The organism is Mucilaginibacter flavidus, from assembly GCF_024055575.1.
Classification (GTDB): Bacteria; Bacteroidota; Bacteroidia; order Sphingobacteriales; family Sphingobacteriaceae; genus Mucilaginibacter; species Mucilaginibacter flavidus.
This window is the reverse complement of record NZ_JAMXOE010000001.1, coordinates 113118-134045: the sequence shown is the minus strand read 5'-3', so window position 1 is coordinate 134045 and position 20928 is coordinate 113118. Positions and strand designations below refer to the sequence as shown.

28 protein-coding genes are annotated in these 20928 nt (G+C 41.4%); 10 read left to right on the top strand and 18 right to left on the bottom strand.

From position 1 onward, the window contains the following. The first annotated feature begins 94 nt into the window (after positions 1 to 94). From NAF19_RS00605 to NAF19_RS00590, 4 genes are all read left to right on the top strand, one after another. Entirely contained in the window at positions 95 to 1615 is a 1521-nt protein-coding gene (locus tag NAF19_RS00605; protein WP_252787797.1) for a GH3 auxin-responsive promoter family protein, read from the top strand. Between the two features lie 126 nt (positions 1616 to 1741). Next, the gene (locus NAF19_RS00600) at positions 1742 to 2221 is read left to right on the top strand and encodes a DUF3291 domain-containing protein (protein WP_252787796.1); all 480 of its coding nucleotides are present in this window, start codon (positions 1742 to 1744) and stop codon (positions 2219 to 2221) included. 77 nt (positions 2222 to 2298) lie between these two features. Next, positions 2299 to 2691 carry a hypothetical protein gene (locus NAF19_RS00595; protein ID WP_252787795.1) on the top strand — a complete coding sequence of 131 codons (393 nt, stop codon included), beginning with the start codon at positions 2299 to 2301 and terminating at the stop codon, positions 2689 to 2691. An 11-nt stretch (positions 2692 to 2702) separates the two neighbouring features. Beyond that, positions 2703 to 3122 (top strand): hypothetical protein, encoded by a 420-nt coding sequence (locus tag NAF19_RS00590; RefSeq protein WP_252787794.1) that lies wholly within the window; start codon positions 2703 to 2705, stop codon positions 3120 to 3122. On the opposite strand, the gene NAF19_RS00585 is transcribed toward NAF19_RS00590, so the two are convergent. Continuing rightward, positions 3123 to 3617: a GNAT family N-acetyltransferase gene (locus NAF19_RS00585; protein ID WP_252787793.1), complete on the bottom strand. Its 495-nt coding sequence runs from the start codon at positions 3615 to 3617 to the stop codon at positions 3123 to 3125. A gap of 4 nt (positions 3618 to 3621) precedes the next feature. Then, positions 3622 to 4473, bottom strand: coding sequence for a dihydropteroate synthase (folP, locus tag NAF19_RS00580; RefSeq protein ID WP_252787792.1), 852 nt, complete (start codon positions 4471 to 4473; stop codon positions 3622 to 3624). Between the two features lie 103 nt (positions 4474 to 4576). On the opposite strand from folP, the gene NAF19_RS00575 reads away from it, so the two are divergent. The 3 genes from NAF19_RS00575 to NAF19_RS00565 are packed head-to-tail and all read left to right on the top strand — an operon-like array spanning position 4577 to position 7403. Continuing rightward, entirely contained in the window at positions 4577 to 5746 is a 1170-nt protein-coding gene (locus NAF19_RS00575) for a BT_3928 family protein (RefSeq protein ID WP_252787791.1), read from the top strand. Between the two features lies 1 nt (position 5747). After that, positions 5748 to 6806, top strand: coding sequence for an ABC transporter permease (locus NAF19_RS00570; RefSeq protein WP_252787790.1), 1059 nt, complete (start codon positions 5748 to 5750; stop codon positions 6804 to 6806). 60 nt (positions 6807 to 6866) lie between these two features. Further along, the gene (locus NAF19_RS00565) at positions 6867 to 7403 is read left to right on the top strand and encodes a shikimate kinase (protein WP_252787789.1); all 537 of its coding nucleotides are present in this window, start codon (positions 6867 to 6869) and stop codon (positions 7401 to 7403) included. A gap of 41 nt (positions 7404 to 7444) precedes the next feature. Here the strand turns inward: NAF19_RS00565 and NAF19_RS00560 are convergent, their stop codons facing one another. The 13 genes from NAF19_RS00560 to NAF19_RS00500 form a co-directional block, all read right to left on the bottom strand. Next, complete coding sequence (locus tag NAF19_RS00560; protein WP_252787788.1) at positions 7445 to 8008, bottom strand: hypothetical protein; 564 nt, start codon at positions 8006 to 8008, stop codon at positions 7445 to 7447. A gap of 39 nt (positions 8009 to 8047) precedes the next feature. Further along, entirely contained in the window at positions 8048 to 8557 is a 510-nt protein-coding gene (locus NAF19_RS00555; protein WP_252787787.1) for a phosphoribosyltransferase family protein, read from the bottom strand. Between the two features lie 158 nt (positions 8558 to 8715). Then, entirely contained in the window at positions 8716 to 9114 is a 399-nt protein-coding gene (locus tag NAF19_RS00550; RefSeq protein WP_252787786.1) for a hypothetical protein, read from the bottom strand. Positions 9115 to 9262: 148 nt separating this feature from the next. Next, on the bottom strand, positions 9263 to 10675 hold the full coding sequence (gene rlmD, locus NAF19_RS00545) for a 23S rRNA (uracil(1939)-C(5))-methyltransferase RlmD (protein WP_252787785.1): 1413 nt from the start codon (positions 10673 to 10675) through the stop codon (positions 9263 to 9265). A gap of 395 nt (positions 10676 to 11070) precedes the next feature. Continuing rightward, positions 11071 to 11751 (bottom strand): hypothetical protein, encoded by a 681-nt coding sequence (locus NAF19_RS00540; protein WP_252787784.1) that lies wholly within the window; start codon positions 11749 to 11751, stop codon positions 11071 to 11073. Between the two features lies 1 nt (position 11752). Continuing rightward, positions 11753 to 12193: a hypothetical protein gene (locus NAF19_RS00535; protein ID WP_252787783.1), complete on the bottom strand. Its 441-nt coding sequence runs from the start codon at positions 12191 to 12193 to the stop codon at positions 11753 to 11755. An 86-nt stretch (positions 12194 to 12279) separates the two neighbouring features. Then, a complete protein-coding gene (locus NAF19_RS00530) occupies positions 12280 to 12720 on the bottom strand; it encodes a hypothetical protein (protein ID WP_252787782.1) in 441 nt (146 codons plus the stop codon). A gap of 41 nt (positions 12721 to 12761) precedes the next feature. Next, on the bottom strand, positions 12762 to 13199 hold the full coding sequence (locus NAF19_RS00525) for a hypothetical protein (protein WP_252787781.1): 438 nt from the start codon (positions 13197 to 13199) through the stop codon (positions 12762 to 12764). A 57-nt stretch (positions 13200 to 13256) separates the two neighbouring features. Beyond that, positions 13257 to 14618, bottom strand: a complete 1362-nt coding sequence (gene creD, locus NAF19_RS00520; RefSeq protein ID WP_252787780.1) for a cell envelope integrity protein CreD — start codon at positions 14616 to 14618, stop codon at positions 13257 to 13259. 63 nt (positions 14619 to 14681) lie between these two features. Then, complete coding sequence (locus NAF19_RS00515; RefSeq protein ID WP_252787779.1) at positions 14682 to 15431, bottom strand: ferritin family protein; 750 nt, start codon at positions 15429 to 15431, stop codon at positions 14682 to 14684. 51 nt (positions 15432 to 15482) lie between these two features. Beyond that, a complete protein-coding gene (locus NAF19_RS00510; protein WP_252787778.1) occupies positions 15483 to 15704 on the bottom strand; it encodes a hypothetical protein in 222 nt (73 codons plus the stop codon). Between the two features lie 23 nt (positions 15705 to 15727). Continuing rightward, positions 15728 to 16033 (bottom strand): winged helix-turn-helix domain-containing protein, encoded by a 306-nt coding sequence (locus tag NAF19_RS00505; protein WP_252787777.1) that lies wholly within the window; start codon positions 16031 to 16033, stop codon positions 15728 to 15730. Further along, positions 16030 to 16683, bottom strand: coding sequence for a hypothetical protein (locus NAF19_RS00500; RefSeq protein WP_252787776.1), 654 nt, complete (start codon positions 16681 to 16683; stop codon positions 16030 to 16032). Before NAF19_RS00500 ends, NAF19_RS00505 begins: the two co-directional genes overlap by 4 nt. A 132-nt stretch (positions 16684 to 16815) precedes the next feature. On the opposite strand from NAF19_RS00500, the gene NAF19_RS00495 reads away from it, so the two are divergent. Next, entirely contained in the window at positions 16816 to 17373 is a 558-nt protein-coding gene (locus NAF19_RS00495) for a hypothetical protein (protein WP_252787775.1), read from the top strand. 298 nt (positions 17374 to 17671) lie between these two features. Here NAF19_RS00495 and NAF19_RS00490 read toward each other — a convergent pair whose 3' ends face one another. Continuing rightward, complete coding sequence (locus NAF19_RS00490) at positions 17672 to 18145, bottom strand: hypothetical protein (protein WP_252787774.1); 474 nt, start codon at positions 18143 to 18145, stop codon at positions 17672 to 17674. A gap of 107 nt (positions 18146 to 18252) precedes the next feature. Here NAF19_RS00490 and NAF19_RS00485 point away from each other — a divergent pair, with 107 nt between their 5' ends. Continuing rightward, positions 18253 to 19245, top strand: coding sequence for an IS1595 family transposase (locus NAF19_RS00485; protein ID WP_252787773.1), 993 nt, complete (start codon positions 18253 to 18255; stop codon positions 19243 to 19245). A 9-nt stretch (positions 19246 to 19254) separates the two neighbouring features. Then, positions 19255 to 19386 (top strand): hypothetical protein, encoded by a 132-nt coding sequence (locus tag NAF19_RS30490; RefSeq protein ID WP_256484176.1) that lies wholly within the window; start codon positions 19255 to 19257, stop codon positions 19384 to 19386. A 316-nt stretch (positions 19387 to 19702) separates the two neighbouring features. On the opposite strand, the gene NAF19_RS00480 is transcribed toward NAF19_RS30490, so the two are convergent. Together NAF19_RS00480 and NAF19_RS00475 are read right to left on the bottom strand one after the other, a co-directional pair. Beyond that, positions 19703 to 20014, bottom strand: a complete 312-nt coding sequence (locus NAF19_RS00480; protein ID WP_252787772.1) for a hypothetical protein — start codon at positions 20012 to 20014, stop codon at positions 19703 to 19705. 6 nt (positions 20015 to 20020) lie between these two features. Next, positions 20021 to 20488, bottom strand: coding sequence for a hypothetical protein (locus NAF19_RS00475; protein WP_252787771.1), 468 nt, complete (start codon positions 20486 to 20488; stop codon positions 20021 to 20023). Positions 20489 to 20928: the final 440 nt, after the last annotated feature.

The following is a 20928-nucleotide window of genomic DNA, read 5'->3' as shown; positions in this document are numbered from 1 at the left end:
CGAAATTAGGGGAGGAATATTGATTTTAACTACCTTTAAGTAAATAACTTTTTAAAATCACTAAATCACTAAATCAGTAATTCACTAATTCCCCATGACCATCTTTAACTCCGTATTTACCTGGTTCATGAAAAAGCGTATCCACCAGATAGAGCTTTTTATGAAATACCCCAACGAAGTACAGGAGGAGTGGTTTGAGCAGCTGATAAACGCAGCCGAAAATACCGAATGGGGCCGCAAATACGGTTATAAGTCCATTACCCATTTGGAGCAGTTTAAAGAGCGCGTACCCATACAAACTTACGATACCTTAAAACCCTACATCGAGCGCATGCTGCGTGGTGAGCAGAATGTGCTTTGGCCGTCGGAGATACGATGGTTTGCCAAATCATCGGGCACCACCAGCGACCGCAGTAAATTTATCCCCGTGAGCGAAGAAGCACTGGAGGAATGCCACTTTAAAGGCGGCAAAGATTTGCTAACCATTTACTTTAACAATACGCCCAATGCCCGGATGTTTACCGGCAAGATATTAACGCTTGGTGGTAGTTACCAGGTGAGCCAGCTAAGCGCCGATACCTCATTTGGTGACCTTAGTGCGGTGCTGATGAAGAACCTGCCCTTGTGGGCCGAACTTCACCGCACACCACACATGGATATTGCCCTGCTGGAAGATTTTGAAGAAAAGATTGAGAAGATAGCTCACGCCACTATCGATGTTAACGTAACCAGCTTAAGCGGCGTACCTACCTGGAATATTTTATTGTTTAAAAGGATACTTGAAATAACCGGCAAAAAAAATCTGCTGGAAGTGTGGCCCAATCTCGAAATGTACTTTCATGGTGCAGTGAATTTTACACCTTATCGCGAGCAGTTTAAAAATCTGATACCAAACGATGACATGTACTACCTGGAAAACTACAATGCATCCGAAGGTTTCTTTGGCATACAGGACACCCGCGAACCCGGCGAAATGCTGCTGATGCTTGACTATGGCATATTTTACGAGTTTTTACCGCTGGAGCAACTGCACGATGAAAACCCGCAGACGCTTACATTAGATGAAGTTGTGTTGGATAAAAACTACGCACTTATCATCAGCACCAATGCGGGTTTATGGCGCTATTTAATAGGGGATACCGTGAAGTTTACTTCGCTTTCACCTTTCCGCATACAGGTTACCGGCCGAACCAAACATTTTATAAACGCCTTTGGCGAGGAACTGATAATTGACAATGCGGAGCGTGCTTTGGAAGAAGCCTGCCAGCAAACCGGCGCCATCATCCGCGATTATACTGCAGCTCCGGTTTACTTTAACGGCGATGAGTGCGGCGCCCATGAGTGGGTAATAGAGTTTGAAAAAAAGCCTGCCGAGTTTGAACGCTTTGTTGATATTTTAGATGAAACCCTGCGCCGCATCAATTCCGACTACGACGCCAAGCGCTTTAAAGATATGGCCCTGCGCCGCCCCATAGTGCGCAAAGCCCCCGAAGGTACTTTTTTTAACTGGATGAAAGAGAAAGGCAAACTGGGCGGTCAGCATAAAGTGCCCCGACTGGCCAACAACCGGGAGTATATCGACGAGATTTTGAAGGTGATGGAGTTGGTGGGGTGATGTGTTATTAAGTTGCAGATTTCGGATTTGGTGAAAATATTGGATCTTGCCATTGCGGCGTAATATTTAGTTCTGATAGGAGCGCCATATTGGTAGATTTCGTATTTTCCTCCATAAAAATATTCAATGGAATACCACTTGGCACAAATAAACATCGCAAAAATGCTCGCCCCGATTGATAGTCCCGTGATGACTGAATTTGTGGCAAATCTCGACAGCATCAACGCCCTTGCAGAAGGTTCGCCAGGTTTTGTATGGCGGCTTAAAGACGAGGCAAATAATGCAACCTCAATAAAAGTTTATGACGATGATTTTATTATCGTAAATATGTCGGTTTGGGAAAATGCAGATGCGCTGCACCAATTTGTTTACCAGTCGCACCACGTCGAAATATTTAAACAGCGCCGGCAATGGTTCGAAAAAATGTCGGATATGTATATGGCCTTGTGGTATATTCCCCAAAATTACACCCCTACAGCGACCGACGGGGTTGAACGGTTGAATTATTTACGAAACAACGGCGACACACCACTCGCATTTTCGTTTAAAAACCAATTCACTGTCGACGAACTTAATACATATAGTCTTAGCAATTCTATCTCATAAATTTAGCCCCAACGATTTTTGCAACCCACTGTAGCGTTGAAAGTTAAATGCCCGTAATACTTAATAAATAAACCGCCATGAAAGCATTTTTATTTATTTTTTGTATATCGGCAGCGCTTGCCAGCTGTTCAAAAAAAGGTGTAGCCCCGGTAAATTTGGTTGGCACCTGGGAATTGCGACATTACTCGGGCACCATAGCCGGGGTTAATAGAGATGTGCCGACCGGTAGCGGTAGCATGTTGCAATTCAAAGCAGACAGCACTTTTCAGCATTTTACTAATTTCAAGGCTGATGAAAACGGGCGTTTCAGGATAATAAAAAACGGCATTAGCTGGGGTACTGAAAGGCACGATGCAATATATCTCGGTCAGGGGGGCGACCCAAGTTTTTTAATTTTAAAGGCTGACAGTTTAACTATCGGTAACACGTTTGCGGACGGGATAACAGCATTATATTTACGGACTAAATAAATCTAAATGTTATGAGAACTATAAGGCTTTTGCTTTTTGTTTTTTGTGCCGCCATAACAGCTATGGGCTGCAAAAAGGACTCATCGCCCCCTGCTAAGTTAAAAGCTTCTACCAACAGCCCCTTTTTTGGCAAATGGGAGCTTAGAATTACCAGGGGCGGGCTGCAGCCCGACGTAAACTTTGCCGCGGGTAACGGCAACATCGTACAATTTAACGCAGATAGCACTTATGCATTTTATGTAGCCGACGCAGTTACAAAACAAGGCAGCTTTCATATAGCAACGCAAACTTATGCACAGGGGGCCGAAAAGTATTACCTTATTTACTTCGACGGCAGCGCAAACGGCGAAGTAATTGATGTGCAAAACAATATGCTGACTTTAGGCACCAGCATTGCCGACGGCCCGTCGTATGTCTACGCAAAAAAATAGTCAGTCCTGCATTATTTTACGCTGCAGCGCTTCAATATCATCCCAAAACATCCATTGCGGGTTTAAATAGCCAGCGCCCTGTTTCAAATAGAACGCCTGGTAGGGATTAGTGCTGTCAATTCCCACGCAAAGGCTGGTAGCCCGCTGGGTTTGCAGCCAGCCTAAAAATTCAGTCAGCAATTTCGCACCGATCCCCTTTCGCTGGTACTCTTTTAAAATATAAAACGACTGAATTTCGGCATCCTTTTCATATCGTGTGGTAAGATGTCCCGCAATATAGCCCACTATTTTACCATCAATTATCGCCTTATAAACAACCCGCTGCTGCTTTGCACTGGCCGGCGATTGCCCGTTAAAATAAGTATTCCACCTGTAATAACGGGTATCATAGTCAATAGCGACCGGCTCATTATCCGTAAATGATCGCAGCTTGCTTTCAACTTCTACATTGGTAAGTTCATCAACATCTGCTATGGTTGCTATAACTATTTCCACTTTATCATTTACAAGCTTCCCAAATCTTTACCGCCTCAACCGCTTCCTTCACATCGTGCACCCTTAAAATATTGGCCCCCCTGGTTAAAGCGACAGTATTTAAAGCGGTTGTCCCATTCAAAGCCTCGGCAGCGGTAATATTTAGTAATCCGTATATCATTTTTTTGCGCGATATGCCTGCAAGTATAGGCAATCCCAGCATTTCAAAATCTGGCAGCCGGTTCATTAATGCATACCCGTGTTCCGGCTTTTTGGCGAAACCAAAGCCCGGGTCAATGATTACATCATGCACGCCCAACTGTTTTAGTTGGTGGTATTTGTCAGCAAAATAATCGTAAACCTCCGCAAATACATCATCATAAACAGCCAGCTGGTTCATGGTTTTTGGGTTGCCTTTCATATGCATCAATATGTACGGCACCTGCAGGCGGGCAACAGTTGCAAACATGTGCTCATCCAGTTGTCCGCCACTTATATCGTTGATAATGTGAGCGCCCGCGTTTATGGCGGCTTCAGCAACCGGCGCTCGAAAGGTATCTATAGATAAAATTGCATCCGGGAAACGTTTTGCTATCGCCTCAACTACAGGCAGCAGCCGGTCGGTTTCTTCTTCTATGCTGATATCATCGGCACCCGGGCGGGATGAATACGCACCAAGGTCCAAAAAATCAGCGCCTTCATCAAGCATTTTTTCGGTCTGTTGCAGTGCCGCGTCAATACCTTGTTTGCGACTGCCTGCATAAAACGAATCGGGCGTAAGGTTGATAATGCCCATCACTTTGGGCCGGCTTAAATCAATAAGTTTACCCCCCGCATTCAGCGTTACCTTTTTCTGAAAAAATGTATCTTTAGCCACGCGTTGTTGTAATGTTTAAAAGTTGTAAAGTTGAAATGTTATTTAGCGGTTTCTCAACCTTCCAACGTTTCAACCTTACAACATTACAACTTCTAAATAACAAATGAAAAACAAAACTTCCGCATCACCTTTACTTTGGACAGCCCGCATTTTAGTGGGCTTGCTTTTTATATTCTCGGGCCTCGTTAAAATAAATGACCCGCTTGGTTTTTCGTACAAGCTTGAAGAATATTTCGAGGTGTTCCATATTACGTTTTTAAACGGGTTTGCGCTCAGTATTTCCATCATACTTTGCTCGCTCGAAATTATACTGGGCTTTGCTTTGTTAATTGGCGTGCGCGCTGTATCGGTGGCATGGGGACTGCTTTTGTTGATTATTTTCTTCGCCTTTTTGACGTTTTATTCGGCTTATTTCCAGGTGGTGCAAACCTGTGGCTGCTTTGGCGATGCCATCCCGCTGACCCCTTGGCAATCATTCAGTAAGGATGTGGTATTGCTGCTGCTTATCATCGTAATATTCAAAAATAGAAGGGATATCAAACCATTATTTAGCGCCAAAACAAGTGATAATTTACTGATTGCTTCAGTAGTGATGTCAGTTGGATTTGGTTTATACACGTACAACTTCTCGCCGGTGGTTGATTTTCTCGCCTATAAGGTCGGTGCAAATATCCCCGAAGAGATGGCAACCCCGCCCGGCGCCAAGCCTGATGAATACGAAATTACTTACAACCTGAAAAATAAAAAGACGGGCGAAACCAAAACCATGACGAATACCGAATACATGAAAACCGGCATTTGGAAGGATAATAATTGGGAAGTGGTTCAGGGTAAGTCTGAAAGCCGTTTGGTAAAAAAAGGGTTCACTCCCAAAATTCGTGACCTCGCAATACAGGACGCGCAGGGCAATGATTATACCAAGGAGCTGGTATCAAATCCGTACAATAGCGTCATCATCGTGGCCAATGATTTAGCTAAAGCAGATGAGGAAGCCATTGGGCGATTGAACGCCATGGCGATAAACCTTGCGCAAAACTTTAATACGCGTACGGTAATGCTTACCTCAAGCTCACACCAATATGCTGAGGCTTACGCTAAACAACATAAGCTGATGTTCGAGATATTTTATGCTGATGGGGTGCCATTAAAAACCATGGTACGGGCAAACCCTGGTATACTGTTATTAAAAAATGGCGTGGTTTTGGGCAAATGGCATTACCATTCCATGCCGAAGTATGATGATTTGGTAAAGAAATATTTTCAGCAACAATAAAATGATAAGCTACCTCATCCGCAAGCTATTTTACGGGATTGCTGTGATGCTCGGCATTGTGGTGGTGGTATTTTTCCTGTTTAATATTTTGCCGGTGGACCCTGCCCGGATGACACAAGGCCAGCGCGCTGATGTACAATCCTTACAGGCTATCCGGAAAGAATTTGGGTTGGATAAGCCCGTTCCTGTTCAGTTTGCGTATTATTTGAATGATCTCTCTCCGGTTGGGCTGCATGCCAATAACAAAGAGGAGCGGGAACGGTATCATTATGTAAAACTATTCGGCGTGCCCGGCGATAAGGTAATCGCGCTGAAATGGCCTTACCTGCGCCGTTCCTATCAAACGCATAAAGAAGTTGCCCGGTTATTGATGGAAGTCATCCCCAATACGCTGGTGCTGGCCACAACCGCAATGATATTCGCCATATTCCTAGGTGTGTTTTTAGGGGTTTTAAGCGCTGTAAATCAAAATACCTGGATTGATAAGCTGGCTATAGGTTTTTCTACGCTCGGCGTATCGGCGCCATCGTTTTTTGCGGGAATAATTATCGCCTGGATATTTGGCTTTGAGTTGAGTAAATACACAGGGCTTAATATGTCGGGCAGTTTGTACAGTTACGACCCATTTAAAGGCGAGGTAATAACCTGGAAAAATCTAATATTACCTATGGTGACACTTGGCCTGCGGCCGCTGGCGATAATTGTACAGCTCACCCGCAACGCCATGCTTGATGTGCTTGGGCAGGATTATATCCGCACCGCTAAAGCAAAGGGCTTAAGCAACAACGCCATTATCTATCGCCATGCGTTAAAAAATGCCTTAAATCCGGTTATAACGGCTATAGCCAACTGGTTTGCGTCACTATTGGCAGGCTCGTTTTTTGTGGAGTATGTATTTGGCTACAATGGCTTGGGTAAAACCACTGTTGATGCATTGGAAATGTCGGACTTCCCGGTAGTAATGGGCAGTATCCTGTTTATCGCATTTATTTTTGTGGTGATAAACATTTTAGTGGATTTGATTTATGTTTGGGTTGACCCAAGGGTGAAATTGGCGTAAAGTTCAGGGAGGAGAAGTCCATAGACCATGGACGATAGACCATAGTGAAAAATAATTTGAATGGATAATTTAAAAGATAATAGTCCCGAAGGTTTGGGTTTGATATTTCTTATCGGCTTTATGGGCTGCGGTAAAACTACTTTGGGGCGCAAATTGGCCTCCAGGCTGGGCTATATGTTTATCGATCTTGACCATGTGCTGGAAGCGCATGTAGGGATGACTATCGCCGAATATTTCAGCGCGCATGGCGAGGCTGCTTTCCGCAAGCTTGAATCTGAAATATTACAAACAACACCTTATCCCGACAATGCTGTTATTTCAACAGGCGGTGGGCTGCCTTGCTTTTTTGATAATATGGAGTGGATAAACAGGCACGGCAGATCGATATATATACAATTACCCCCTAAAATTCTTGCTGACAGGCTGGAGCACGAAAAAGTAACCCGCCCCGTGTTGCAAGGCAGGCATGGCGATGAGTTGATTGCGTTTATTGCTGATAAATTGGCTGAGCGGGAGGTGTTTTATAAACAGGCAACGATTGTCGCCAAGGGATTGGGTTTAAATGCTGAAAAAACAGTTGAATTATTAGGAGTATAGATGACAAATTAGGTGGATAGCCTTGAAAAATCGTCTTCTAATTATCTAAGAATAATTCCTCGTTTCTCAAGGAGGTCGGCCCCGGCCAGCACACCATAGGTTCCGATTTTCCTTACTGCCAGTTTCTTATCTAAAAGATATTTTAGATGATTAGATGTTTTTTGGATTGCTTGCCAATCCCATAAATCTACCTTTCCGTATTGAAGATTAATGCTTTCCCATTTTAAAGCACTTTTATAATTAAAGTGGCCAATGTGAGAGTGCTTAAGAGTGGAGTCTTTTATCCCGCCAAAATAAAGTTGAATTAAACCCCATCCGCCGGTTGTAAAACGAAAAGTATGACCATTACAATGCTTAGGGTTTAGTTCGACTCTTTGAAATAGAGGTGGGGATTTAAACTTCGGCGACCATAATTGAAAATATGTGCCATGTGGTTTTTCGTTTTTTAAGTCGAAGCAGGAGCTGATTTCAGCAATACTTTTGTATTCTTTTACCTCTTCGCCATAGGCGGAACTGAGATCGAAAATTTGCAAATCAGACTCTTCGAATAAATAATTCAAAATGGAGATCTTATCTTCCTCATCGGCAAAGAAATCGTAAGTCATTTTTAAATCCCGGCTATGTTTTAGGTTTTCGGGGGGGGACTACCTCAAATAAACCCCATCTTCTTCGCCTTCTTCGTCCAGAACCACATCAACAAATTCCTTTAGCACGGTGGATAAGGCCATCCCTGCAAAATCGGTTATCATGGGGAAACGTTTGTGGTTACGGTCGATAAGTACAGCTGTACGCAGCTTTTTAAGCGGCACATCGCGAAAAACACCAAAACCATAAGCAATGGTTTTGCCACTATTCAGCACGTCATCAACCAAAATAACTACTTTGTTGCTGCAATCCTGCACGTTAAAGTTAATAGTAGCTTTTAAACTGGTGCTTTGCTTATCCAACTCGATACCAATGAAAGTGCTTTTAAACGGCGCAATATCATCCAGGATGGCTTTTATGCGTCGCGCAATTTTATCGCCGCTTGGCAAAATGCCGGCTATTAAAATCTCTTCTTCTTCAAAGTTATCTTCCAGTATCTGGTAGGCAATACGGTCAATTTTTTGCTGTATTTGCTGGTGGTTTAATATTAGGAGGTGTTTATCGCTCATGCTGTTGAAACGTTGTAAAGTTGGAAGGTTGAAATGTTGTTTTTTTGTTGAAACGTTGTAAAGTTGAAATGTTGCAATGTTGTCAAATGCGCCTTACTTTATATTGTAAAGATAGAATTAACCTTTCAACCTTACAACTTTCAAACCTTACAACGTCCTTACTTCACATACGGTACATATACAAAATTCGCACCTTCAGGCACTACCACAAATACACACATATAATCGTGCGGGTTTTTGTAGCTGTTGATGAAGCGGTCTTTCAGTATTTCTTTTATCACACCTTTTTCAACAAACTCTTCCAGCGTGCTGGCGTGTATGCTCCACTCGGTGTTTAAATCGAAACGGTCTAATATCAATTCGCCCAAAGCAAGTTCATGCTGATGGGCAATAAAGATCGGGTAATTTGACAGCCCCTCCACCATTATTTCAACCGCCACCTCGCGGATAGACTCATTGAAAAATTTCAAATCCTTCTCCAAACTTAACAGCGGACTCTCCTTTTTTGGCCCATCACTGTTGGTTCTGTCTTCGTTTAAAAGCTCTTCCGGTTCCATTTTATTTTTTTTGATTACACCGATTTGAAAATGATTTCACCGATTATAACCGTTGATTATTTTGATTGCGCTGATGTTGATTTTTTTTACTATGGTCTATGGTCCATGGTCCATGGTCTTTTTTTTACCATGAACTATGAACCATCAACTATGAACCATTCCTCAGCACCAGCAACACCACATTCTCTACATGCTGCGTATGCGGAAACATATCCACCGGCTGAATTTTTACAGTATCGTATTTCTCTTTCAATACCAACAAATCGCGGGCCTGGGTTGCTGCGTTGCAGCTTACGTACACAATTTTGGGTGCTTCAATTTCCATCAGGCGGGCAACCACATCGGGGTGCATGCCGGCACGCGGCGGATCGGTTATGATTACATCGGGCTTGCCGTGTTCGGCCACAAAATCGGCTACCAGTACATCCTTCATGTCGCCGGCAAAAAATTTGGTGTTGGTGATGTTGTTGATGGCCGAGTTTACTTTAGCGTCCTCGATAGCGGTTGGTACATATTCAACCCCAACAACTTCGCGCACATGGCCGGCTATAAAATTGGCAATGGTGCCTGCGCCGGTATATAAATCATAAACCAGTTCGTTGCCGGTAAAGCCAGCAAAATCGCGGGCTATTTCGTACAGCTTTAAGGCTTGTATCGAATTGGTCTGATAAAACGATTTCGGTCCGATGCGGAACTTTATGCCATTCATTTCCTCGTGGATAAACTCCGGGCCTTTATAGGCAACCACATCCTGGTCGAAAATAGTATCGTTCTTTTTTTGGTTGATGATGTATAACAGCGAAGTTATATCAGGGAAATTGTTGTCGATATAGCTCATCAGCTTATTCACCTCCTCCTCACTTGCGTAAGCAAAGACAACTATCACCATAACTTCGCCGGTTGATGAGGTACGTACCACCAGGTTGCGTAGTGCTCCTTCATGGCGTTTTAAATCGTAAAAGCTGTAGCCCTCACGTATCACAAACTCGCGGAGCGTATTGCGTAAAGTGTTTGATGGCTCTGCCTGCAGCCAGCAGTGGTTTACATCCAGTATCTTATCAAACCTGCCTGGGATATGGAAACCCAGGGCATTCATGTTCAGTTCTTCGTTGTCGCGATTCTCGCCATCATACAGCCAGCGTTTGTTGCTGAAGGTATATTCGAGTTTGTTGCGGTAATATTTGTCGGCAGGCGAGGGGATAATGGCATCCATGTGGTCCACATCAATCTTTGCCAACCGGCCAAGCGCATCGGCTACCGATTTTTGCTTGAACTTTAGTTGTGCCTCGTAGGTCATGTGCTGCCACTTGCAACCACCGCAGGTGCCAAAGTGCTCACAAAATGGCTCCGTACGGTATTCAGATGCTTGTTTAAGCGTAACTATTTTACCTTCGCCAAAGTTTTTCTTGCTGCGATAAACGGCCACGTCGGCGATATCGCCTGGCACGGCTTTTTCCACAAAAAGCACAAAATCATCGGCTTTGCCTACGCCTTTGCCTTCTTCGGCAATATCAATAATGGCAACATCTTCAAAAAACCTTTTCTTAGCAACTTGATTCATCAGGCTGCAAAGGTAATAGTTTTGTTGTAAGGTTGGAATGTTGTAAAGTTGGAACGTTAAGGAAGCCTGCTGTTGCTGTGCAAAGCGCTGGCGGACAATTATTCCGCCTCTTGCATAACACCATCAACTACGGAGATCACGGCGCAGCAAGTTATGGGCGACCGTGCAAGGTCAGTCACCACGAGTAAACGGGGCACAGCTAAATAAACATGTTTACTATCAATTGCCAGAAATTATCAGGCTCAATAGTGGGCATGTCAAACTGTGCATCAATCATTTCTGAAAATTCAAACAGCTCCCGGCTCATATAATAATGTCTTATTATTACAAATTAAGGTATTTATATACCAAAAACCAAATTGGTATTTAGTTTTTATTTTTTTCAATTTATTCACCTACTCAAATTCCTGGTCTGTTTTTAAACGCCTTAAACTGTAAATCGCGCGTGCTTTTATTTTAAATCCCTTACTTATATGCCCAACCGTATCTGCACTAATCTTTGATCGCGAGGTATCTGCAGGGGCGGGTAATTCAGTCCTTTCCAGTTGTTCCACCGTTATTTTGTCGCCGTTGCATCTTGTAATTATCATCCCGTCGTCCTCATCAAAAGTGCCCAGGTATTTTCTGAAACCGATGGAATCTGTTAAATACTCTGAATATACATCGCCACCCCATGCTCCTCCGCCAAATACCATGTAAGTTTCAACGTATAATTTGCAATTACACCCTTTTTGATATTCGCTTAAATCGATAGTGTAGCCGTGGTAATGCTTGCTGAAATTGCCGGAAGGGAGGATACATATCAACAACGCCGTAGCAACGTTTACACCTAATGGCAGGTAAGGCCTGCGGCAAATTTTGGCGTGGGTTACCCAAAAAACAATGCTTTTAAACAAAACCTTTATGTACAATAAAGATGCGCATAGGTTAACGGATATTAATACAACCCACCATGTGGCGAAATAGTTGAAATTAAGCAGGTATACAACCACGGCAATTGCCATGGTTGCAACCGGCCAGTTATATGACGAGGTTTTGGTTAGTTTATCTTTTTCAGATAATTCTATGTATGGCATCTTACGCCCAATTTAAATACTCAGGCGGGCGCAACTCGTAAAACCAGCTCCCGGCGTAGATAAAGAAGCAATTGGCAATCATTAAGTAAGCAAAGCCGCTGTTATCATTAAATAACCCGTCCTGCAATAAGGTGATTTTAAACGTTATTATAGTCAGTACAATGCCAGTGCTTGAAATTGTCCATAACCTGTTGCGATGATTGTGTATGCGCTTTACAATCAGTAAAATAATTACATAGAACACCAGCCAGGTCGCTATCGAAAACAATAACTGGAATCCGGCAAAAAAGACCCAATCGGAAAAGAATGAGCCTATGGACTGCCAGAAGCTTTGTGAAAGGCCTGGTTCTTTAACCATGGTTATAAGTACAAAAAATAACGCGGCACCTACAACACTGGTTAGCCATACGCGTAAGGAGTATTGGAAGATATTTGAGTTCATGATTTATTATTTTTTAGATTAGATACTGATCTGGTGTCTTTTAACCACAGAGATAACGGAGAATATAAAGAGGGCACGGAGTGGGGTTATGGGTTAATTTGTGTATCCGGTTCCGGGTGTTTGTATAATTTCAACTTGTATATCCACGAACCAAGGCCGATACACAGACAGTTTAATAACATAAGTTGTGTAAAATCGTTACCGGGATTTAAAAAATCTACAGGTAAAATGGTTAAAATAAATGTTGCAGCAACCATCAAAACGCCGGCGATACAAATTGTCCAACGCGCCGCCATTTCATTTGATATAAAGCCACTTGCCAAAATGATAAATACGAAGAATAAAAACCAGGTTATGAATGAAAATAGGAGTTCATAGAACAGCAATAAAAAGTACGTTTCTCCTATTGAATCAAAGCTCCATGGATCGCTAAAGTGGCGGAAAAAAGGGATCATTATATAAAATACAGGCGCTATTGTCACACTGGTAAGCCATATCTTAAGGCTGTATAATAAATTAGTTACCATTGAATTTATAATTGAAATCTTTGTGTACGGTGACTTTGTCATTATTTAGTAGTTTGATTTTCTTCCGTCGCCAGGTCATAAAACCAGCTGAACCAAACGATACATATACCATAAGAAGCTGATACATAAAATATTTCGAGAGGAAAGTTTCGTTCAAATAAATACGACGGAATACCAAAAGTGCCTATCGATAATAAAAAGCCACTGCTTGATATAATACGTTTGCATTGGGAAACAGAGCCAGAATACGTAACCGTTACTTTTACTATTAATAAGAAGATCGCAAATATGATGGTTGAGAAAAAGCCGCCAATTACAATAAGTCCGAAGTAAAACACAATATATTCGTACCAGTCTGACATTGGTTCGTCAAGAATGGAACCTGTTAAAGCCCGGTCAACGACAAGAAAAATAATTGGTGCAACAGCTATAGTCGAAAACCAGATCTTTAAGCTATAGGAGACTTCTTTGTAAATCATATATTTTTTGTTTTACTGGGTTAACCGCAATTCCGTGCTCTGTTATTTATGTTACTCCTATTGCCTATCCCAGCTAATTTTCCTCGAGAAATACATCAGTGTTGCTACTATCACAAACAGTGCAACGCTGCCAAACAACAGCGATAACTCTTCCAACTGGATAATGATAAAGATGAACCCGTAAAATATCCCCAGGATAAAAGAGAAGGTTACCGCTAACATCCGGTTGTTTAATAGCGATGCGGTGAAAATTGCGATCAGCGCTATGGTTGATACCGAACTGATAAAATAAGCCCAGTTATAACCCACCTGCTCAGAAAAGGAGAGCAACAGCGTGTAATAAACCACCATTGCAGCGCCAATAAGTACGTAGTTAAATACATGCACACGTTGTTTTTTAACCATTTCAGCTAAAAACAGCGAGATAAAGGTGAGCAGGATAATAAGGGTTGAATACTTGGTGGTGCGCAATACTTTGCGGTACTGATCGATAGGTAATTGCAGTTTTACACCAAAAACTGCGTCGCTGCCACCGCGCTTTTTAACCAGTTCCTGGTTGTTATTTACCCATTGCTGCGGGAAAGGCCGGTTATAATATACCATGTGCCATTTGGCGTTAAAACCTTGCGCGTTTATAGCCTTACTATCCGGCTCGTGGTTACTAAAATCGGGCGATTTCCAGTCACTGCTTATTTCAACATCGGTGGTTTTACCGGTATGCAAAAAGTTTAACTGGTTGCTGCCCTTAAGTTTTAGCTGGTAACTAAAAGCAAAGCCCTGCCCGGGCTGCAGGTTAAATTTTACCTGCAGGCCCTTATCAAACGGTATCACATCCTCTACGGTGGGCTCGGGCACATAGGTTTGGTTTTGTATTTTCACCGCCGGGTTGTTCATCAGTCCCTTATTGTCTGATATGCTGAAAACCAACCTGGCCTTATCATACATCACTGCCGATGGGTCAATGCCCACCAGTGCCAGGTCGGGCTTTTCGAAATCGCCGGTGATGGCAATATCCGCACTGTAGCCGGTTGCATCGTAAACGCCTTTTGTAAAGGGTTGTGTTTTAACGGCTGCTTTCGCCTGTAGTGTTTGCGGCAAAACATACAGCGTGTTAATTACCTCGCGGGTGCTGGTTTTTTTATTGCCGTCGGTTTCGGTTACCTGTTTTTTGTAGGGCAATAATAGCACCGGACCCTGCACCAGTTGCGTGTCGGCCCATGTGTTTGCAACACCGCCACGTTCTATTTTCTGGTAGCCTTCGCGCTCAATTACCAGGCTTTGTATCCACGCCGAGGGGATAAGCAGTAAAATTATCAGCGTTGCAATAATGCCGAGTTTAATCAGCACGGAGTCGGTGTGCCATTTTGCTGGCGATGGCGGGGTAGTAGGTTGAAAGGGGTTTTCTGGTTGTTGATTCATGATTATGTCGATTTAAATACACTTTGTATTTCAAAGTAAATGGGTAAAAAAATGGGCTATTTATTATATTCCAAAACTTATTGCATTGGTATCGTACTTTACGGGGCAGGTGATGGCTTTAACAGTTTTGGCGTGCTTGTAGTCCATCTTTCTCATATAATCCTGGAAAGTATTACCGCCGGCTTTAAAAAGTTTGCTATGTGCAAACCATACCATTAATGATGTAGCGTAGAAAAAATACTTGTACACCATTTTTCGCCAGCTCTTTGAAAAAGCTGATTTATTTTCAAAAATTGCTGTGAGCCGTTCGGTTTGAAACGCGATATGCCTGGCTTCATCAATTAGTATATCTGTGCAAATTCCCTTTAACAAAAAACAACCTGTCGCATCTTTAAGCGACTGGTAAAATATCTGCGCTGCGCTTTCAACTACAATAACAGCCAGTGTCCATGATTCCATGCTGGTATTCAAATGCCTAGCCTTCCTGAATAAGGTATCGCCCCAGTTTTGTTTAATTCTCGGTTGCCCAATTCTGTCTAAATACAAACCGAGGTTATTGCCGTGTTTTTGCTCTTCTTTAATAAATAGCTTAGTGCAGTAAACATAGTCCGCGTCCTGCGTTTTATCGGCATATTTTTCGGCGGCGGCAATCAATTGCTTACCCTCCGACGTTTCGCCCAATTGCCAGGCCTGCAGCGACTTCAAAATGGTATCAATTTCATTAGCAGTGATGTTTGCAGGTTGGTTCCAGTTAATTCTTTTTTGGAGGGCATTTGCTTTGAAATGCGTTATCCAGTAACTACTTGTGTGCATCGTGATTTATTTAAAAGTACTTTGTATTTCAAAGTATGTGTATAAAAAAATTTAGTTCGATTTATTGGTTAGCAAATGCTCCCTGTCGAGAGATGTTAGTACCAGGTACGAGTTTAAAGCAAGCAGGCATATTAAAAACAGGCATGAAACAATTTCAGGCAAAGTGCCGCGAAAGCCCTCGTGTATGGCGTTGTAAATTATCCAAAGTATAAACAATAAGTTGCCGAACACGGCCATAAATCGCATAAGTAGTTGGGCGTTTTTTTTCTGCATGATTTTTGGGGTTTAGTTTGAAATTAAATTATTTTTTGCTGTTTAATTAATTGTTCCAATGCATCCAGGTGCTGTTTAAAGGCTTTCTTTCCCTTTTCTGTCGATTCATAAGTAGTATTCGGTTTGCGGCCCAAAAAAGCCTTGTGTACCACAATATATTCCTCTTTCTCGAGGCCCTTCAAATGCGAAGCCAGGTTGCCGTCGGTAGTGTCCAGCAGTTCTTTAAGCGAGTTAAAGTCGTACCGGTCGTTCACCATCAGCACACTCATTATTTGCAACCTTAAGCGGTTCTCAAATGCCTTGTCAAGTTTTTCAAAGGGGACTTTCACCTATCGTATTTTAAGTACATAATGCTGCCGTAAATAATATGCAGCACACCAAAACCAATGGCCCAAAATAGCAAACCATAACCTGGTAAACAAGCGGTAACCAGGCCTAATATAATATCGCACAGCCCAAGGTATTTTACGTCGTTGAAAGTAAAATTGCTGGCGCCAACTAACGACAAGCCGTAAAAAATAAGCGATGCAGGCGCAACGATGCTGTAATGGCCGCGGTAGATAAAGATTAATATCAACAACCCGCCCGTAAATAAAGGTGTAGCCATATAAAACAACAGCGACTTGCTGGTTTTGCCCCAAATAGGCTGCCCTTTGCGTTTTGCTTTGCGGTATGATAAGACGATACCCGTAACCACCGAAAGCAGCAACACTACAAAGGCTATGGCTATAAGCTCCCATTCCAACAGCCGGTAATTACTGCCGAAGAAAAGCCCGGATGACTGCGTACCGTTATCCACGTAACCCCTGCCAGTAACAGGCGTATGGTCATAAATAACATGATAAGCCAATGCCGCGCCAATCAGCGCATACACCCCCGCCAATATCCCCGACAGGCCGCTAAGCGATATAAACTTCGACGACCGCTCCATCAGGTTGCGGATGGAGGCCAGCTCGTTTTGAATTTCTTTTTCTTCCACGTAAAAGTACTTTGTTATTCAAAGTAAATAATAATAATTGAGATGTGCAAATAATTTATTATTTCGGATGGAGGAATTTCGCTTTCGGAATTGAATTATCTTTATTTTTAATTTGCATTTATACTGGAAAAGATGGCAATCTGGCAATTCAACATAAATTTCATACCGAGAAAATCACTTATAAATAAGTACGGATATATCCCGGAGCAGCTGGAAATTAATTCGGGCGCCTGGGAAGAGTATTTTAAAAATTCAAACCTTGATGAGGAATATGATTTTGAGGACGCCCACACAATAAGGTGGTGGCTCGATTTGAAAGTTTCTACTGACGACTTGTATCCATTGATTAAGGAAGGTAATACGTTGAACGAACGGACAATACCCGGCCTAATGAATTTTGGGAATGTTGATACCAACCATATTGACGTATGTTTTGATGAAAATACAAATCAAGTAGAGGAATTAAGTTGTCGGGTAGATCTAAGGGAAGTTGATAAAGTATTCGTGAACAAGATTTTTGCTTTAGCTGAATGTTTCAATTGCTTATTGATGGATAGGCAGGGGAGACTTTTTGAACCGACGAAGTCAGCGTTTATAAATGCGATAAAGCTTTCAGATGCTTTTCGTTTTGTCAGTAATCCGGAAGGATTTTTAAACGATATTTCAACTGGTGCTGTTAAGCCGGAATAAACAAAGACATTATGGGGACGAACCTATTTGCATTTCATTGAGAAACAAAAGCAAACTCTGTACTTGCTAATCAAAGCAAAAAAATAGGTAACTATATAGCAGTTGGGACAAAAATAAAAATCGCTAATTACTTGTTTAAGTAATTGATAATCAGTATACTTACGTAAGAAATTTAAGATTTAGGAGGCATGGGCGTTAATAACCCCAATGTCGGCCTATTAACGCCGAAAGGGGACGCGTTGACTATTGGCTCCGTGCGCACGAGTGCTTAATACGAGCGTCATCCCGATTCGGTTATTTACATGTGTAACGCTTCTCTTATGACTTCCCGACACTTTACAACCCGTTGCTTAAACAGTAAATAATCCCCCTTTGAAAACTTCTTAAAGTCGGTTGAGTTTCTGAAATTTATCAATTGAAACTCTTTAGGTATTTCGTCCAGTTCATCATAAAATGAATACGTCATATAGTGCGCAAACATGTTGCGCTGGTCTTTTAATATTCTAAGCTCACTTATTAGTTTACTGAACTTCTTTTCATAAATTCCTGGATGTAGTTTTTTTAACATAGTATCGAAAATAGCCAGTTTAGCATCAAATGTTAATCTGTCTAAAATCAATTCCAAAAGTTCAATTTGCTTCTCTACATCATTAATAAAGTAATTTGCTAAAAATGTGTCTACCTCTTTTTCTATCTGTATTGAATCGTGTAATATTTCACCCCTGTATTTTATGCTTAACTGAATGAGTGCCTCTAATTTCTGTTTATCCATAAGGGGTGAGTTCTATACTCCGACTAAACTACAAAAACTATTTGAAAATAAGTTTGTCCCAATAAGTTATTAATTTGTATATTTGTGAACTTTAATACATTAACACAATGACATCACAATTTAACAGCCTCTTACAGGTTTTAGACTACTTCAAAGATGAAGCGGTTTGCACTACTTATTTAGCCGCTGGCCGCTGGGGTAATACACCATCTTGCCCTCATTGCGGTAACGTTGGCGCGTACGTTACAAACCGTGGTTATAAATGCAAAGCGAAAGAATGTCATAAAAAATTCACTGTAACCACCGGGACTATTTTTGAGAACACTAAAATCTCATTGCGTATTTGGTTTGCAGCTATCTATTTGGCGACCGCTCATAAAAAAGGGATTTCATCTTTGCAGCTTTGCCGGGACTTGAATATAACTCAAAAAACAGCGTGGTTTTTATTACACCGCATTCGCTTAATGCTGGCTAATAACGCGCCGGAAATGTTAGAGGGTAATGTTGAGGTTGATGAAACTTTTGTAGGTGGTAAGAATAAAAACAGGCATGCTAACAAAAAGATTGAAGGTTCACAAGGTCGGAGCGCAGCCGATAAAACGCCAGTACTGGGGATAGCGCAACAAAATGTAGTTGAGTACAAAGTACGTGACCATAAAGTAATTAAAGGCCGTAAGGTTGTTGAGCGGATTGTATTAAAGCATTCACAAGTTAGCTGTGAGGTTGTTGCCAATACAGAGGCCGCAACACTGCACCCAATTATGCTGTCACAGGTTAAAGCGGATAGTAAAGTGGTTACAGATGCTTATGCCTCTTATAAGGGATTGAATAAAACTTATGAACACGTTGCCATTAAGCACACCGAAGGGGATTACAGAACGGTAGGCGATAATCACACTAATACGATTGAGGGTTTTTGGAGCCTGTTAAAGCGTGGTATCATTGGAATTTACCACAATGTAAGCCCGAAACACCTGCACAGATATTGCAATGAATTTACTTATCGTTACAATACAAGGGTAGTTACGGATACTGTTAGGTTTGAGGATACTTTTGAACGTATAAATAAACGTTTGACTTATAAGAAACTAATTGCATAACTTTGTCTTATGGCAAAGAAAAAAGTTGAACCAAAGCAACGTGCCGAAAAGTACGATACTAAACTTGCTATCAATGGCACGTTTGAGGGGGTGATTAAAGCCTCTTTTTTAGGTAAACCAGCGGTAAAAAAAGAAAAGTGATTTTCCGTTTGCATTTATCATAATAAATGTTCATAATTTTACGCGGGCATACGTGCGCGCAATTCCTTTAATTATGACAATATTTCAACCCAGTAAGAAATTCCTTTCTGATTTTGGTTTTGTAAAAATTAACGATGGCTGTTATGTTAATGAAGTATCAAATAACAATCACAAACCTCATTCATTTATATTAATGATATCAGGTAATCATATTCAACTGTCTGAATTAATTGAAGCACGGGAAACAGAGCGGATGTTAATAAAATGTTTTCAGATTTATAATGAGGCTGAACTACGGTTTTTACTTGAGCGTTGTTCAGCCTTCCAAGTTTCCTACCCATCCAATCGCCTTGTACAAGTCGTCTAAAAACTCCTTTTTTTGTTCGGTGAATGTAGATTTGCCAGTGCGGTAGTCTCGTAATCTACTTTTTGTTAGGTTTAAATGATGCAGGTAATTTTTTTTGTTTGATTGATTAAATTCATCGACTTCTAAATTTGTTAAGACATCTATAACGCTATTAAAAAATCTTAGCAACTCTCTGTTATTTTCATCTGAATATTCCGTTAGATTATCGATTAGTCGATATTTAAGTTCTAATTCATACTCCGTACTTTTATAGATACCCATATTGATTTATTTGAAAATATTTTTAGTCATTTTTAACATATTGTTGTTGAACTTAGCTTTATCCCCTCCGACAAAATCCCCAGTTATTAACTGCCAAAGTCGATAGCCTAATCCAAACATCATCCATGTGGAAAATCCAATCATTATATAATCTTTTAGTTTGGCGTTTTCATTGAATGTATTAAAGTAAACGTCTGCAAAAACCACGGTTGTAATCATTGCCGTCCATTTTATCCTGCTCTTAGCCTTTGCATATAGTTCAATTGTTAAGTTCTCAATTTTAGCCACAAGATTTACCGATATAAGATTTACTATAAATTTTATAAATACAAGATTAACTACCATTGCGACTATCATCCAACCTAAAGGAAAGGTTTCAAAACCCAATCCGGTTAAAACCAATTCTACATCAAGTAGAAAATAAGTAACTGCGATGTTTACCAGTAGTAAATTGTAAGAGCGTTTAGGAGTCATTGCGATATTAATTGTTGCCGTAAACCCCTACCTGGCTGTTAAACAAAATAGCGTGGGGCCCCACCAGTCACCACGTCCGACCAAGAACGCACATACGAAAGTGATAAACCCCACGCGTAGCGTAAGCAAATCATTCCCTCGTACGTTTAGTTGAATTTGGTCGGTTCGGTGACTAAAACGAGTTCGCTAATAAATATTTATAAAACTAATATTTTAAACAAGTAAAAACAAAGAATGCCGGCCAAATTTTTATTTGCCGGCATTATGGGATATTTTGCGAAATTGTCGAGATTTAAAAAATCAAATTTTAGCTATAAAATAAGGGTTTTGTCCCATGTAGTATATAGTTACCAAAAAATATTACCGAAGCTTATCATTCGGCATTTAGGTTCGCACAAAATAAAGGGGTATTAAATGTCCTGCTTAAAGATTGCTTCGTT